The 15,033-nt window shown below is 41.2% G+C and carries 15 protein-coding genes; 6 read left to right on the forward strand and 9 right to left on the reverse strand.

Annotated elements, in window-relative coordinates:
• Positions 1-650 precede the first annotated feature (650 nt).
• Together BMX56_RS15335 and BMX56_RS15340 are read right to left on the reverse strand one after the other, a co-directional pair.
• Entirely contained in the window at positions 651-1,031 is a 381-nt protein-coding gene (locus BMX56_RS15335; RefSeq protein ID WP_090649716.1) for a DUF3037 domain-containing protein, read from the reverse strand.
• The gene (locus BMX56_RS15340) at positions 1,012-1,806 is read right to left on the reverse strand and encodes a HipA family kinase (protein ID WP_090649719.1); all 795 of its coding nucleotides are present in this window, start codon (positions 1,804-1,806) and stop codon (positions 1,012-1,014) included. Before BMX56_RS15340 ends, BMX56_RS15335 begins: the two co-directional genes overlap by 20 nt.
• 94 nt (positions 1,807-1,900) lie before the next feature.
• Here BMX56_RS15340 and BMX56_RS15345 point away from each other — a divergent pair, with 94 nt between their 5' ends.
• Positions 1,901-3,400 carry a gluconokinase gene (locus BMX56_RS15345; protein ID WP_255369853.1) on the forward strand — a complete coding sequence of 500 codons (1,500 nt, stop codon included), beginning with the start codon at positions 1,901-1,903 and terminating at the stop codon, positions 3,398-3,400.
• Positions 3,401-3,470: 70 nt separating this feature from the next.
• On the opposite strand, the gene BMX56_RS15350 is transcribed toward BMX56_RS15345, so the two are convergent.
• Entirely contained in the window at positions 3,471-4,106 is a 636-nt protein-coding gene (locus BMX56_RS15350) for a sphingomyelin synthase family protein (RefSeq protein ID WP_255369854.1), read from the reverse strand.
• Positions 4,107-4,242: 136 nt separating this feature from the next.
• Here BMX56_RS15350 and BMX56_RS15355 point away from each other — a divergent pair, with 136 nt between their 5' ends.
• On the forward strand, positions 4,243-4,635 hold the full coding sequence (locus tag BMX56_RS15355) for a MerC domain-containing protein (RefSeq protein ID WP_090649722.1): 393 nt from the start codon (positions 4,243-4,245) through the stop codon (positions 4,633-4,635).
• Between the two features lie 209 nt (positions 4,636-4,844).
• On the opposite strand, the gene BMX56_RS15360 is transcribed toward BMX56_RS15355, so the two are convergent.
• The 3 genes from BMX56_RS15360 to BMX56_RS15370 form a co-directional block, all read right to left on the reverse strand.
• Positions 4,845-5,714 (reverse strand): HAD-IIA family hydrolase, encoded by an 870-nt coding sequence (locus BMX56_RS15360; protein ID WP_090649725.1) that lies wholly within the window; start codon positions 5,712-5,714, stop codon positions 4,845-4,847.
• 52 nt (positions 5,715-5,766) lie between these two features.
• Positions 5,767-6,804, reverse strand: a complete 1,038-nt coding sequence (locus BMX56_RS15365; RefSeq protein WP_090649728.1) for a hypothetical protein — start codon at positions 6,802-6,804, stop codon at positions 5,767-5,769.
• A 198-nt stretch (positions 6,805-7,002) separates the two neighbouring features.
• Entirely contained in the window at positions 7,003-8,361 is a 1,359-nt protein-coding gene (locus BMX56_RS15370; RefSeq protein ID WP_090649730.1) for a glutamine synthetase family protein, read from the reverse strand.
• A 130-nt stretch (positions 8,362-8,491) separates the two neighbouring features.
• On the opposite strand from BMX56_RS15370, the gene BMX56_RS15375 reads away from it, so the two are divergent.
• A complete protein-coding gene (locus BMX56_RS15375; RefSeq protein WP_090649733.1) occupies positions 8,492-8,905 on the forward strand; it encodes a gamma-glutamylcyclotransferase family protein in 414 nt (137 codons plus the stop codon).
• A gap of 59 nt (positions 8,906-8,964) precedes the next feature.
• On the opposite strand, the gene BMX56_RS15380 is transcribed toward BMX56_RS15375, so the two are convergent.
• Together BMX56_RS15380 and BMX56_RS15385 are read right to left on the reverse strand one after the other, a co-directional pair.
• Complete coding sequence (locus tag BMX56_RS15380) at positions 8,965-9,975, reverse strand: glutamine synthetase beta-grasp domain-containing protein (protein ID WP_090649735.1); 1,011 nt, start codon at positions 9,973-9,975, stop codon at positions 8,965-8,967.
• A gap of 305 nt (positions 9,976-10,280) precedes the next feature.
• The gene (locus BMX56_RS15385; RefSeq protein ID WP_090649738.1) at positions 10,281-11,747 is read right to left on the reverse strand and encodes a hypothetical protein; all 1,467 of its coding nucleotides are present in this window, start codon (positions 11,745-11,747) and stop codon (positions 10,281-10,283) included.
• Between the two features lie 323 nt (positions 11,748-12,070).
• Between BMX56_RS15385 and BMX56_RS15390 the strand changes: the two genes are divergently transcribed.
• Positions 12,071-12,250: a hypothetical protein gene (locus BMX56_RS15390; protein ID WP_090649740.1), complete on the forward strand. Its 180-nt coding sequence runs from the start codon at positions 12,071-12,073 to the stop codon at positions 12,248-12,250.
• A 33-nt stretch (positions 12,251-12,283) separates the two neighbouring features.
• Here BMX56_RS15390 and BMX56_RS15395 read toward each other — a convergent pair whose 3' ends face one another.
• Positions 12,284-13,003 (reverse strand): RluA family pseudouridine synthase, encoded by a 720-nt coding sequence (locus BMX56_RS15395; protein WP_090649742.1) that lies wholly within the window; start codon positions 13,001-13,003, stop codon positions 12,284-12,286.
• Positions 13,004-13,232: 229 nt separating this feature from the next.
• Here BMX56_RS15395 and BMX56_RS15400 point away from each other — a divergent pair, with 229 nt between their 5' ends.
• Together BMX56_RS15400 and BMX56_RS15405 are read left to right on the forward strand one after the other, a co-directional pair.
• On the forward strand, positions 13,233-13,715 hold the full coding sequence (locus BMX56_RS15400) for a hypothetical protein (RefSeq protein WP_090649745.1): 483 nt from the start codon (positions 13,233-13,235) through the stop codon (positions 13,713-13,715).
• A 221-nt stretch (positions 13,716-13,936) separates the two neighbouring features.
• Positions 13,937-14,995 carry a UDP-glucose--hexose-1-phosphate uridylyltransferase gene (locus BMX56_RS15405; protein ID WP_090649748.1) on the forward strand — a complete coding sequence of 353 codons (1,059 nt, stop codon included), beginning with the start codon at positions 13,937-13,939 and terminating at the stop codon, positions 14,993-14,995.
• The last annotated feature ends 38 nt before the right edge of the window (positions 14,996-15,033 follow it).

A 15,033-nucleotide genomic window follows, 5' to 3' on the forward strand; every position in this document is an offset into this window, starting at 1 on the left:
CATCGGGGTTTGTTCAACACGACTTAGAGGCGTAGCCTCGGCCAATCTTGTAGCCACGGGTTTTAACCCGTGGAAAAAAACGACGAAAACATTGAGAGCCGTAGGTTCGATCCATATTATCAACAGGTATATATCATCGTTTGAACAAATTGAAAATATCTGGATTTACACCCCAATATGTGCCGTGCCGATGGCACTCTTGTTGTGCTTTGGCCAATCATCCCCGGGTTAAAACCCGGGGCTACAATATGTGCCGGGCCGATGGCCCTTAGGAAGCGTTATGTAGAAGTTAATTGAAATTGAATAGCCCATACAAAGAGTCATAGATCCGGTTTTATTCAATACACACGCAAAAAGCGGGTAAAGAATAAATTGGTACACCGGAGGATATCGGGAGGGTGCCGTAAGTGTGTTGGTAAGGTGCTCAAAAGGTATTCAAAGGTGCATCAACGGTACACCAAAAGATGTGTAAAATTTATTTAACTAACTTATAATAAGATGTTAATATTTTTTATTATTGCTTAATTAGATATTTAAAACGCTAAAAATGCTGCCGGGTTTTATCAATTAAATGAGTAAAGTTCATCCCTTTTTTGCATGTTTGTTTCAGTAGATATTCACCACTGTTTTTTGGCTGTATTTGTGCGATTTTAGCCCACTAACTGGTTAAATAGCCTCAACAAGGTTGCCTCTGCATCCTTGCACAAACCCGGATGTACCTTTGACGATTGCACCACAGTACTACGAGTAGCAGTAAGCCATCTAAAGCGCGAAGCTATATCCAGTTTGGCAATGGGGCCGGCATCCGGAGCGCCATGGGCTATTTTTTCAAGCGATTTAACGTTATCTTTAAGGCAATCTATATCCAGGCCGGGTGCAAAAGTCGCTATCCGGGCTTCATCTATTGATACAATTGCTTTTAAAAATTGCTGTTTTGGGCAATAAAGTATTACGCCAATATTTACAAATTCCTCGCGCTCTACCCTGGGTACAACGCGTATTACGGCATACTCAAATAGCTGATCGGGCATTTTTAGCTTCGGTTACAAATATTGCCGATAATGCAATACGGGTTAATAAAAATTGCGCGTAAACTTCCCTGCGCTCGGCCGGTGTTCCGTTTCCTGATTCATCGGTAAGCCAGTCGTCGGGGATTAAATTCACAATGTTGTAGATGCGTTCAGATGTTACAATGGACTTAAATTCGGCATCCACCTCATCCAATTCAGATGCCTGCGGAAGCAGTACATGGTCTTTTACCTGCACAAACGGCCTTTTTGCCGATTCCTGCCAGTTATTCCACGAGTGGTGAAAATAGAGGGCCGCCCCGTGGTCAATAAGCCAAAGTTCCTTGTGCCACATCAGCATATTGGTGTTGCGGGGGGTACGGTCAACGTTAGTGAGCAGGCAATCAAGCCAAACTATTTTAGATGCCAGTTTAGCATCCAAAGTATTGACAACCGGGTCGTATGTTATAGCGCCCGACAAATAATGCAAAGCAAGATTAAGCCCTACGCTGAATTTGAGCAGGTCCTGGATCTCCTCGTCGGCCTCGGAACGGCCGAAGGCTTCATCAAGATTTGCAAACACCAGTTCGGGTACTTTCAGGCCCAACAGGCGGGCCAATTCCCCGCCAATAAGCTCGGCGATAAGTGCCTTTACGCCCTGGCCGGCCCCGCAGAACTTAAGTACATATAAAAACTCGTCGTCGCCTTCGGCGATAGCCGGCAACGATCCGCCTTCGCGCAGTGGCGTAACATAACGGATCACCTTAATGGTCCGGAGTTGGGGTGGGTTGTAATTCATTTTTTGGCAGAAAATTAGGGCAAATTTATGAGAAATATGATAGCCTGCATTTTATTTCCGCCATCCCAAAGATAAATCCTATTTTGGCTGGTACATGATGCAGGAATATATATTAGGTATTGACATTGGTACCGGCAGCACAAAGGCTGTAGCTGTGGCATTAACGGGCCAGGCATTGGGTGTAACCCAACAGCATTACGGAATTGATATTCCCGAACCCGGTTATAGCGAACAGAACCCCTTAATTATCTGGGATGCTTTTGTAAAATGCGTGCAGGAGATAGTGGTTAAAATAGGGTATGCGCCGCAGGCGTTTAGCTTTAGCAGCGCGATGCATAGCATTATCCCCGTTGATAAAACAGGTACGCCGTTGGCACCCATGATTACCTGGGCCGATGCCCGTGCCGAAAATATAGCCCAGGATTTAAGGAACTCGCCAAAAGGGGAGGAGATATACCGCATTACAGGAACGCCAATTCATGCCATGTCGCCCTTATGCAAGCTCATTTGGCTGAAAGCAAATAACTCCGGTCTGTTTGCGCAGGCAGATATGTTTATATCGATAAAAGAGTTTATCTGGTTTAAACTGTTTAATGATTTCCAAATAGATTATTCTATCGCCTCGGCCACAGGGCTTTTTGATATTTTAAAATTGCAATGGAGCAATGAAGCCTGCCAGCTTGCCGGTATAACTGCCGATAGATTATCAGAGCCAGTGAATACCACTTATTATAAGGACAATCTTGACGCTGCTACGGCAAACTTGCTGGGCATACCAGCTGATACCAAATTTATTATAGGTGCAAGCGATGGCTGCTGCGCAAACCTGGGCAGCCATACTACAGGGCCGGGGGTAGCGGCCCTCACCATTGGTACAAGCGGGGCGGTACGTATTACCAGCCCGGTGCCTGTTTATAATTACCAGGGCATGACCTTTAACTACCTGCTTAACCAAAACACTTATGTGTGCGGCGGAGCTGTAAATAACGGTGGGATTGCGATAAACTGGCTGCTGAAAAACTTTTTACAAAAAAATAATCTAACAGGTGCCGATTATGATGCTTTATTCAATACCATTGAAACAGTACCAGCCGGCAGCGACGGCCTTTTATTTTTACCTTATCTATACGGCGAGCGTGCTCCCCTTTGGGACACCAAAACCAGCGGCGCATACTTCAATATTAAGCCAGGCCATACCCAGGCCCATTTTTTAAGGGCTGCGCTTGAAGGGGTTTGTTTCGCTTTATATGATGTGCTTAAAACGGTTGAGGATGCCTCTGTTGCTATTACCCAGGTTAATATAAGCGGTGGTTTTGTAGGTTCGGGCACCTGGACACAGGTACTGGCTGATATTACCGGCAAAAAACTGGTGGTGTTGCAACCTGAAGACGCATCTGCTGTAGGGGCTGTTTATCTCGCCATGCAAATAATGTATCCCGAAAGTTATGATGAACTAACTCATGTGAATAGTGAAACCATTATAAGACCTAAACAGCAGAATCATGAATTGTATAAAAAAAACTTCGTTATTTTTAAAAAGCTTTACCTCGATTTAAAGGATACCATGCACCTGGTTAATAACCTGGGCATCTGAAAAGGTAAACGTAAAGCATTAAAGTTGCATTAGTGTTTTCTGAAAAAATGAAGTTGAAATGATTGTCCGCTTATTTAAAACCCAGCGCTTTGGTAAAACGATGGCAGCAGTAAACAATAACCGGGGCCGCCAGCACATCCATGGTATAGTGAATATGCTGGATGAGCAGCAGGAACATTAAAATGATAGTGGCGGCAAGTGCAATGCGTTTATCGTTTTTACGTTCGAGGTTTAAATAAATTAAAAAGAGGGTTGATGTGTGGCCCGAGAAGAAAAGGTCTTTGGTTATTGCGGCATGCCCGTAAAAGTATCCGGTAAGCGGGTCAATCAAGGGGACAAGCCCCACCGGCGGATCCAGGTTGACGAGGGTTAATGTTATAAAGCGGGCTATACATACGAAAATTATAGTCCAAAGGTAGCTTATGCCTATATCCGGTTTGTAAAGTGTCCTGATTGTCATGAGGATACCCATTCCCCATATTAGCGCAAAAATTGGTATCGATACGTCAAGCGCAGGCAAATTTGCCAGTACCAAATCATGCAGCACTACGCCATGGCGTTGTTCAATAGCTTTAAAAAAAGAAGGCATCGTATTAATTATCGCCACAATAAGCATGGTGCCAATAATAAGCCTTACCCGTTTTAAGCTCGTATTAAACGCGGTTTGCCAGTTAATTTTTATTCTATGTAACGTAATCTGGGTCAAAATTATATCAGGAAAATGGTTTGCAAAGGTAATTATTGACGCGATTATTAATAATATGTTACACCAATGTTAAAGTTATTGGCAAATATAATGCAAATTTAAATGCAATTTTGTTGCATTTATTTATATTTGTGACATGAATCACCATAAGACTACGGCAAGGATAGATAGGATTGGTATAACAGCATCTACGTTATGCGCTATTCATTGTGCGGTTGTGCCGCTTGTTTTTACCGGCCTGCCACTTATTGGCCTGAGTTTTTTGGCGTTGCCGCTGGTGGAGTGGGGGATGATCATTTTTGCGCTGATGATAGGTTTATACTCAATAGGCTTATCTTACCTGCGCATCCACAGGCGGCCATTGCCGGTAATTTTATTAGTAACCGGCTTTGCAATTATTATGCTTGGACATGTTTTTTTGAGTGGACGAATGGAGGGTATTATTGTGCCGGCCGGGGGCCTGTTTATAGCGGTAGCTCATTTTATTAATTACAGGTGTACGGAGCCGCATCCCAATGTCATAAGTTGAGGAATTAAGGTCGATTTAATATCGAACACTGAATGTCCAATTTCGAATAATGAAGGAAAACTTCGGTGTTGGACATTCGAAATTCATTATTGTTATACGAGGTATTGCATAACTTAATAGCATCCGGGTATCTCCAAAAGGGCGGCATGTTGATTTGAAGGGACTCGCATATTGTTGCTTCCTACGCTTAGCAAAGGATGGCGTGAAACTTAAAATGCTAATTCTCCATGCTCAATAACAGCCGAATCACAAACGTAGGTAGGAACAATACCGGTGGCATTTATACGGTTTTCGGCGTCAACCGCCTGGGTGTTGCCGGACAACACCAGTACAGTATCAAGGCCAAACTTATTGCCACCCAAAATATCGGTTTGCAGGGTGTCGCCAACCATTACAATATCTTTTTTGCTGATTGGTCCCTGGTCGCGCAGCAAATCATAGGCAAACATGAACATCTGCGAGTCTGGTTTACCAAAGCGGATAAACTCCTTGCCAACAATTTTTTCAATCATGTGGGCAATTCCGCCGATGGCTATCGATACGTCGTGTTTGCTGAGTGGATACGCATGGTCTGTATTGGCAACTATGGCCGGGATGGTGCGTTTGCGTAATATGTTTACCGTTTTATTTAAATCTTCAAACCAATCAAAACCCTCATCATCTAAAAACACCAGCGCATTTACCTTATCAATATTCGAAGCATCAATCTGGCTTACGGGCAGGGTGTGCAGCCCCGAGCTATCTATATAATGTGCAGAATCTGGCGTCCCCAGGTAAGCCACAATACCATCATTCACTTTCAGGTCAAGATACTCTTTAGTAAGCATGCCCGATGAGATGATCTTATCCGGAGTTATGGCAAGCAGGCCTTTGTTATTATATGATTCTGCCAGTTGTGCCGGGCTGCGCGATGCATCGTTGGTAACAATATAGTAATCCTTCTTTTGCTGATCCAGGTAGGCAAATGTATTTTCGATGCCTGGCAGCAGCCCTTTATAGTTTTTTAGAACCCCAAAAGCGTCAAAAAAAACAACTTTGTACCTGTCTATTATAGATTTAAAGTTGTCTATCCTGTTCATGCCTGCGTTTGCTTTAATTAAGCTGCAATATGCTTAAATATTAACTCAAAGCCTATTTTAATTTAAGCGCTTCGATGATTTTTTCCGCATCAAAATCCCTGTCTACCGATGGTAAATAAACATTAAATGCCTCGGTTTGCAATTTTTGAGCATATTGTTCGCTAAAAAAGTGCTTGCCGTCCTTAATTACATAATTGAGGATAAAAAAGCGGTACGCTTCTTTCATAAATCTTATTTCGTCGGCGGTAAGCGGGTTTACTTTATGATATTCTTTCAGGAATAAGATGAATCTATCCTCCATCATAGTGTTAATCACATAACTAAATACCGTACGGTCGCCAATGTCTGATACCACCCGGCTGAAAAAGTAAAAATCAAGCACTCGATAGCTCATCCTGAACCAATCATAGTCCCAGCGGGAATACAATTCAAGGCTTGGGGTTACCGAAAAGTTGCCGATGTTCCAGTCGATAAAAACCGGGATAATCTCGAAAGAGCTCATGTTGTATTTCGACCGGTTTTTCATGAAAGTTTCGCAATGATACTTCAAAAAATCGGCCTGCATGGCAGTGCCAAATTGTTTCTCGTTGGTTTCCAACTGGTGCATCAACGACGAAATATCGGTACGTAAAGTTTTTGAGGATTTTGGAAGTACATTTTTAACCCTCGAACAGGCTTTATGAAACTTACCCACTTGTTGCCCAAGCTTTTTAATATGGTTGTCATCCAGGCGGCGCGGCAGGCGGTTTAGTATACGCGTTGGGTTATAAAATACCACCCAGGCATCAGTTTTGCCATGCTTATAATGATAAATATATACCCTGTTATTTTTAAGTAACGAGCGTGCAAGTAAATTTTCAAAAGGATAAAGCAGGTTATTGGCTAAGGTTTGGATGATGCGGTGATCCTCTTTAAAGTGCTCAAACTTACCAAAATAAGATAGCTTGGCAATAATGATATCGTCGTCATCAAAGGTAATACGGTATACATGGTTGGTAGATACCATGGCGCTGATGTCCTCAATAAACTTGATAGTTTTGGACGCGTCATACCCTTCCCATGCTTTTTTAACAATTAAAGAAAAGTCCATTTACATAATTTAGGCTACAAAGATTAGATAATAAAATGGAATAAGGAATGTGATTTGCATAATGTTTTGTCGGTGATGGAATAAATAGGTTCTTTGTCTGAACCGGAATTTGTGGAATTCAAGAATTAACGGAATTCTGAAAAGCAACCTGACATTCTGTTAAATCTATAAATCCGCCTAATCCGAGTTCAGAAACCTCTATATCACTTCAAAATACCTCTTCAATTCCCAATCAGTAACATGTTTTGCGTATTGGCGATTCTCCCATAGCCGTGTTTGGGTAAAATGGCCAACAAAACCCTCGCCAAACAACTCTTTGGCTAATGACGAATTTTGCATATTTGTGGCGGCATCAAACAGGTTTTTGGCTAATACGCCGTTGCGTTTATCTTCATAGCCATTGCCTGTGGTAGGTTCGATGTTTAGTGGCAGCTTGTTTTTTATACCGTACAAACCAGAAGCCAATGCTGCCGCTATGGCCAAATAAGGATTTGTATCTGAGCCCGGTATGCGGGTTTCCAGGCGGGTATAACCTGGCGTGGTATTAATAACACGCAGGGCTGTGGTGCGGTTATCTACCCCCCATGTAATGGTGGTTGGCGCCCAGGCGCCCTCAACAAGTCGTTTGTAACTGTTAATTGTAGGAGCGTACATAGGCAATAAGTGTTGCATGCAATGCAGTTGCCCCGCAAGGTAATGCTTATGTATATCGCTCATTTTATGTATATCGTTATTGTCATAAAACAAGTTGTGGGCCTTATCCTTACTCCATAGGCTTTGGTGTATGTGACCACTGCAGCCTGGCAGGTTTTCGTTCCATTTGGCCATAAATGAAGCCATGATGCCATGTTTACTGGCAATCTCTTTAACTGCTGTTTTAAATAGCACAGCCTTATCGGCCGCGGCCAAAACCTCGTCATGGGCAATGGCAGCCTCGTAAACGCCGGGGCCGGTTTCGGTATGTAGGCCTTCTATGGGTATATTAAATTGTGTAAGCAAGTTAAACAGGTCGTAATAAAAATCGCTGTTTTGTGATGTACGGAGTATGGAATAACCAAACATTCCCGGTGTAAGGGTATTAATATTGGTAAAGCCTTTGTCATTGATGGATTGCGGTGTTTCCCTGAAGTTGAACCACTCAAACTCCTGCGCAAACTCGGCATGATAGCCAAGGCCTTCGCATTCGTTAACTATCTTTTTTAACAGGCTACGCGGGCAGGCCGGCAGGGCGTTACCATTAGGGTTGCTGTAGTCGGCCAGAAAGAAGGGGATATTATCCTGCCACGGAACGTTTCTTAAAGTGTTCAGATCAATGCGGCATAACTTATCGGGGTAGCCAGTATGCCAGCCTGTAAGTTGCACATTATCATAGCAGGCATCATTGCTGTCCCATCCAAAAACTACATCGCAAAAACCATAACCGCTTTGCAGGCCCTCAATGAATTTTTTGGGATGTATAACTTTACCGCGTAAAACGCCATCAATATCAGCAAAGGCGAATTTTATTTTCTGGATGTTATTTTCTTCTATATAGGTTTTAATCTGTTTGGTATTCATGGTATATAAGTTATAAGGCTGGTTTTAGTTGGGTAACATAGCCATTACGATGTAAACATAAAAAAATGCTATTGGTGTTTACAAGTATTGATACGATTTTGCTGTTACCTTTGTTTTATGCAATTTTATAATGACAGCAATTAACCGGTATTTATTTGTTTATGGAACTTTATTGGCCCAGGGTAACCCTTATGCCGCCTATTTACAGCAACATTGTAGGTTGGTTGGCGAAGGTAAATTCAGGGGGCGACTTTATGATATAGGCGAATATCCGGCAGCAATTAATGATATAAATAGTAATCTGTTTGTATACGGCAGCATTTATTTGATGGATGACGCTGTTGAAATTTTATCTGTTATTGATGAATATGAAGGAGTAGGCCCAAGTGAGCCTGAGCCTCATGAGTATACCAGGAGCCTGACTAATATTGAGACAGAAAATGGAATTGTTGCCTGTTGGGTATATATTTATAAATGGCCGCTCGAAGGGAAGTTTCAAATAACCAAAGGCGATTATCTGCAGTATCTCAAACAAAAACAATAGGGGCAAAAAAAATCCCCTGATCTTTTTAAAACCAGGGGAAATTAATGATATAAGGGGGATTAAACTTTAGCTGTTTTTACAGTTTTAATAATCACCGCAGCCACTTTGTATGGATCGGCAGCCGAGTTAGGACGACGATCTTCCAGGTAACCACTCCAGTTGTGTTCAACTGCATAAAGTGGGATACGGATAGAAGCACCACGATCTGATACGCCATAGCTAAAGTCGGTAATAGAAGCAGTTTCGTGTTTACCGGTTAAGCGCTGATCATTATCGGCACCATATACAGCGATACACTCAGAAACAGCCGGGCGGAATGACTCGCAGATAGCTTCGAAAGTAGCTTTGCTGTTTGCAGTACGTAAGGTAGTGTTTGAGAAGTTAGCGTGCATGCCAGAACCGTTCCAGTCTAACTGACCAAGCGGTTTGCAATGCCAGTTGATAGATACGCCATAGCTTTCACCAATTCTTTCTAATAAATAACGTGCAACCCAGATTTGGTCGCCAGCTTCTTTAGCGCCTTTAGCGAAGATCTGGAATTCCCACTGACCTGCTGCTACCTCGGCGTTGATACCTTCAACATTTAAGCCGGCTTCCAAACACACGTCTAAGTGCTCTTCAACAATTTCGCGGCCGTAAGCGTTGTTTGCGCCTACAGAGCAATAGTATGGTCCTTGCGGGCCTGGATAACCACCAGCCGGGAAGCCAAGCGGTTTGTTGGTTTTAGGATCCCATAAAAAGTATTCCTGCTCAAAACCAAACCAGAAATCATTATCATCATCCTGTATAAGTGCGCGACCATTTGACTCATGAGGTTTTCCTGTTGAATCTAAAACTTCGCACATAACAAGGTAAGCGCTTTTTCTTTGTGGATCCGGGCATACAAAAACTGGTTTTAAGATACAATCTGATGAACCACCTGGTGCTTGTTCAGTTGATGAGCCGTCAAAGCTCCAGTTATCCAGATCTTCTACTTTACCGCTGAAATCCTTAACGATTTTTGTTTTGCTACGCAGGCTTTGTGTTGGTTTGTACCCATCAAGCCAAATGTACTCGAGTTTAGTTGCCATTTTTTAATTAATTTGTAAAGTTGGGGTTCTATTGATAGTTTTTGTATTAATCTCGCCAATTAACAAGGCGAATTTAAATTATTTTTACAAAAATCACCATGAATTTGTGATTTTTTTATAATTTTTTTCAACAAATACCACGTTTTAACTGTAAATGCATAATAATTAATCTAATTGGCGGTATTTTTAGTGATTTAGTATTTTTACGCCTATGGGAGTGCTGAATTTTAAAAAGAATGCAAAATAGCGGGGAATTGTAAACGGGAATAACTAAAAATTTCGCCCTATGTTGGCCGTTTACGAGATCAATCTTTTTCGCTTAACTTTTCAGAAACGTTTTTAACATTTTTGTCCAGTTCCTCGGCCGAGTATAATAAATGTTTGCGTATTTTAAGTAGCTCTTCTTTGGTTTCAATGTCCTTAACCAGGTCAAGCAGGCCCAATATGTTTGATAGGTGTTTGCGTACTTCGTGCGAGTTTATTGTGGCCAGCTCTTGTTTTTTAGCTGCGAATAATAACTGCTCGTAATGGCGTTTTTGCCTGCTGCTGCGGTAAAAGATAGCTACAACAACAACCGCTAAAACAGCAATGGCAATGGCGAATATCATCCATAAACGTTCGCGTTCATACCTTAGTAAGTTTACATAATACAAGCTCTGTACTTCATTTATTTTTAACTGTGATGATTTATCGCCCACCTGCAAAAGGTTATTAATGTTTTGTTTTAACTCGCCCAAAGCCAGTTTGAAATTGTCGGCAGCAAGTTTTTCATTATTGTCGCGTTCGGCTATCTTTCCAAGTACTTCATAAAGATGATATCTTATTTCCGGATGGTTTCTTTGGGATGGCAGGTTTAACTGTTTTTCAATCATGTATCTGGCCGAATCTGTTTGTCCGTCATTAAAATAGGCGTCGGCAAGCATTAGTCCCTCCAGGTCGCCTTTTACATAAAGGCTATCTTTCAATAACTCATTAATTTGCTTTATAGCACCTTTGTAATCATGTTTTAATAAAGAGAGATAATACCCGGTACGTTTTTGGTAAGTATGTAATTTGTAAGTCCGGTTTTTAGGGCCGAATAGTTTTTGGTGGCAAACCTTTAATGAATCGTAGTTTTGGGTTCTGAAATAATTTTCGGCTTTATTATAAGTAATCAAGCTTAAAAGATTTAACCGGTTGATCTTATTTTCATCAATTAGCCGTTGGGCCTGATTGAGGTTGGATATCGATTGGCCATACAGGCCGCTTTTATAATATATATCAGAAATATTGACATTTAGCACAGCCTCTAAATAAGGGTCATTTAAATTTTTCACCTCGTTTTTAGCCAATCCATAACTGGATACTGCGCCAATGGCGTTTCCTTCGTCGGTTTGTACAAATGCAAGATGCGTAAAATAATTAAAAAGAAGCCAATGATTGCTGCTTTTGTGAGCTTCGTCAATAGCTTTTATTAAAGCATTTTGTGATTCGTGGAGTTTTTCAAGTCGTCTTTGATATATACTTTCCATGAAGTATAAAATAGACTCTCTCTGTTCTAAATTATACCGTACAAAGGTGTCGGTTATGGCCTTTTTTTTAGCTACCAGTTGGTTTAAAGGGGCATTTTGAAAGAATGACTTGATGTACCTGATTACTTTATCTTCGCGTTTCTGCTGATTTTTCAGCAAAATGTAATCAACCAAGCTATCTTTTTTTGCGCTGACTTGCGCAGGACTCGCTTTGAATGAGCAAATCAATAAAATTAATATAGTAAAGCGCAGTGTTTTCAAAGTGCAGGTAATTTAGGATAAAAATACGCTTGCAAAAAATAAAATTAAACTTGCAACTCAATCAAAAGAGTAATTGTCAAGAATTTATAATAATGTTTAAACCTTTGTGGGAGGGGTAACGTATAATGATTTATTTATGAGGAAATATATAATAAGATACATTGTTATGTATAAGTCTCAAAATCAGTGGGAGGTGATTGTTGGGTTAACTATAATGAAATATTGCCGGTTGATGAGTTAAGATTGATCATAGGTGATACTGTTCTGGATATTTATTTGATTAACATGTTTATTTTGATTATTATTGTCAACAGTTTTAAATTATGAAAAAAATTACGTTTTTATGTTTGGCAATTATTGCCACAGGTTATTTTTCCTGTAAAAAGGAAAATGCGGCTCCGGTATCTAAAAGTATAACCAAAAAAGAATTGTCTATTGCTGCAAAAAAAGATACAACCACGCCAAGATTAGTTGTTGCTAAAGATACAACTACCCCAAGGTAAATAGTTACAATTACGCTAATAACAATAGAGAACTTAACTATCAAATTTTTCTAACAGTTTCAGCAGCGTTTCAAAATCCTTGGGATAGGGGGCATGTATGGTGATTTCTGTCCCGGGGGTTATTTTGAATGTAACTTCGTATGCATGCAGCGCAAAGCGTTTCATGATAGGTAATTCTTCCTGGTCTTTCGCTAAATGATATTTCCTTTTTATCTTAGATAGAAATACAGGTTCACCCTTGTACATTTCGTCGCCGGCTATTGAAGCCCTTTGTGTAGCCAGGTGAATCCTTATCTGATGCATGCGGCCTGTAACCGGGCGACACTCCACCAATGTATAATGCTTAAAGTATTTTAGTGATTGAAACCAGGTTTCGGCACGTTTGCCTTCCTGCCTGCTAATCGTTACGTTGCCCTTGCCCACGTTTAATATCGGCAGGTCAATCAGTAAGTTATCAAAAGTATGGGTGCCGTCAATAATCGCATGGTATACCTTTTTTACCTGCCGTTTTTCAAATTGCATCGATACCATCCGGTAAGCTTCCGGGTTTTTGGCAATAATAAGCGCCCCCGAAGTTTCTTTATCCAGTCGATGACAAATTTGTGCATCTTCCCAATATCCTTTGGCCAGTCGCAATAAATTCACCTCGCCACCTTCACGCTCGTCGAGCGAACTCAAAAAAGGCGGTTTATTAACTACAATAACATCATCGTTCTCAAATAGTATCAGGTCGGCAAATTTCGGAAACTTCATATTTTATATATAGCCGGCAAAAATACGGTTTATAATAATGATAACACGCCTGCCGTCAATTTTTTAAATAACAACAACGAGTGCACGGTGTTAAACACGGAGTCAAATGACCTTGTAATATGACCTTAAAAAAGTACAATAAACTTAAATTAAGGCCATTTGCTTAGATAGTATAACCATGGAATAGTATTTGTTTTATGTTAAGCAACAATCTAACTGTAAAAACAACATGAGTATTAACAAAACCGAACCTGAAGAAAAGGGATTTTTTGAGAAGGTTAAAGAAACAATTGAACATTTGTGGGAAGGTACCAAAGATACAGCCGAAGACGTAAAAGAAGCCGCAGCGGATAAACTGGAAGATATTAAAGAAAAGGTAACCACAAAAAAAGCAACAACCGCCAAAAAGGCTGTGGCTGCAAAAGCTGATGTAACAAAAAAGGCAACTGAAGCCGCCGATAAGGCGAAAACTGCCGTAGTCGAGGTAAAAGCCGAGGCGAGTGAAAAAGCAAAAAAGATTACTGCCAAAGCAAAAAATGAAACCATCGTGGCAAGAAAAGAAGCTGCCGATGTAAAAGCCCTGGCCGAAACAAAAGCAAAAAAGATCTCGGCCAAAGCCAAAGGTGCCGTTGCCGCGGTTAAAAAAACAGCCGCGACTAAAACGGCGAAGGCAGCTACAACAGTTAAGAAAAAAGCTTTGGCAGCTAAATAATTTTTTAATATTAGTTTGGAAGCGATGCACCTTACAGGTCATCGCTTTTTTGTGTAACACGTTTTATCGACGGGTTTAAGGCCTATGCTTCTGTTAGCTGGCAATAGATCGTTTAATCTTTTTTATTTTAAATGTAGTATTTACATTTATTTTTCTACTTTTGAAAAATCAAACGCAATTACCAATTGCCTTAAGCCAATAAAACCTGTACAAATAACACAATGGAAACTAATAATTTCGATCTTAAAGAGCATCCGCACAGTCGTTTAAATATTTTAACCGGCGATTGGATCCTAGTATCACCGCACCGTACCAAACGCCCGTGGCAAGGTAAGGTAGAAGCCACACAGGCTAATGACCGCCCGGCTTACGACCCCCAATGTTATCTTTGCCCAACCAACAAGCGTGCCGATGGCAGCGAAAATCCTGATTATAAAGGCAGCTTTGTTTTTACTAATGACTACTCATCGTTACTGCTAAATACGCCCGATGGCGGCCTTAACGATGATGAACTATTGGTAGCCAACAGCCAAAAAGGTATTTGCCGTGTGATTAGCTTTTCGCCCCGGCATGACCTTACATTGCCGCAAATGGAAACTACGGAGATTCGTAAAGTGGTTGATGTTTGGCAATCTGAATTTGAAAACCTGGCATCATACCCCTGGATAAAACATATCCAAATATTTGAGAACAAAGGCGACATTATGGGTTGTAGCAACCCCCATCCTCACGGGCAAATCTGGGCGCAAAACAGCATCCCGGTTGAGGTAGCTAAAGAAACCCAGCAGCAAAAATCTCATTTTGAGCAAAAAGGCAGCAGTCTGCTTGGCGATTACCAGGCGCTTGAACTTAAACGCCAGGAACGCGTTATTTTTCAGAACGATCATTTTGTAGTACTGGTACCGTTTTGGGCGGTTTGGCCCTATGAAACCATGATCATCAGCAAAAGGCACGTTACCAGCATCCTTTATTTTACAGATGAAGAAAAGGACGCCCTTGCTGATGCCATTAAAAGGCTGACCGTGAGGTACGATAACATGTTCGAAACCTCGTTCCCTTACTCGGCAGGTATGCACCAATCGCCGGTTAACATGGGCGAACATCCTTACTGGCACTGGCACATGCATTTTTATCCGCCATTGCTGCGATCGGCAACCGTGAAAAAGTTTATGGTTGGGTACGAGATGCTGGCCAACCCGCAACGCGATATTACTGCAGAATACGCTGCCGAAAAGCTGCGTGCACTAAGCGAAATTCATTACAAAGCGAAAGGAGCGTAAAAAACATTACTTTTAAACCAACCAATACAACACCTATT

Source organism: Mucilaginibacter sp. OK283 (genome assembly GCF_900110415.1).
GTDB lineage: Bacteria > Bacteroidota > Bacteroidia > Sphingobacteriales > Sphingobacteriaceae > Mucilaginibacter.

What these genes read in the sequence shown, in the direction of transcription:
- BMX56_RS15335 (WP_090649716.1), bottom strand. Translation starts at nt 1,031, where the DNA reads ATGCCCGATCAGCTATTTGAGTATGCCGTAATACGCGTTGTACCCAGG.
- BMX56_RS15340 (WP_090649719.1), bottom strand. Translation starts at nt 1,806, where the DNA reads ATGAATTACAACCCACCCCAACTCCGGACCATTAAGGTGATCCGTTAT.
- BMX56_RS15345 (WP_255369853.1), top strand. Translation starts at nt 1,901, where the DNA reads ATGATGCAGGAATATATATTAGGTATTGACATTGGTACCGGCAGCACA.
- BMX56_RS15355 (WP_090649722.1), top strand. Translation starts at nt 4,243, where the DNA reads ATGAATCACCATAAGACTACGGCAAGGATAGATAGGATTGGTATAACA.
- BMX56_RS15360 (WP_090649725.1), bottom strand. Translation starts at nt 5,714, where the DNA reads ATGAACAGGATAGACAACTTTAAATCTATAATAGACAGGTACAAAGTT.
- BMX56_RS15365 (WP_090649728.1), bottom strand. Translation starts at nt 6,804, where the DNA reads ATGGACTTTTCTTTAATTGTTAAAAAAGCATGGGAAGGGTATGACGCG.
- BMX56_RS15370 (WP_090649730.1), bottom strand. Translation starts at nt 8,361, where the DNA reads ATGAATACCAAACAGATTAAAACCTATATAGAAGAAAATAACATCCAG.
- BMX56_RS15375 (WP_090649733.1), top strand. Translation starts at nt 8,492, where the DNA reads ATGACAGCAATTAACCGGTATTTATTTGTTTATGGAACTTTATTGGCC.
- BMX56_RS15380 (WP_090649735.1), bottom strand. Translation starts at nt 9,975, where the DNA reads ATGGCAACTAAACTCGAGTACATTTGGCTTGATGGGTACAAACCAACA.
- BMX56_RS15390 (WP_090649740.1), top strand. Translation starts at nt 12,071, where the DNA reads ATGAAAAAAATTACGTTTTTATGTTTGGCAATTATTGCCACAGGTTAT.
- BMX56_RS15395 (WP_090649742.1), bottom strand. Translation starts at nt 13,003, where the DNA reads ATGAAGTTTCCGAAATTTGCCGACCTGATACTATTTGAGAACGATGAT.
- BMX56_RS15400 (WP_090649745.1), top strand. Translation starts at nt 13,233, where the DNA reads ATGAGTATTAACAAAACCGAACCTGAAGAAAAGGGATTTTTTGAGAAG.
- BMX56_RS15405 (WP_090649748.1), top strand. Translation starts at nt 13,937, where the DNA reads ATGGAAACTAATAATTTCGATCTTAAAGAGCATCCGCACAGTCGTTTA.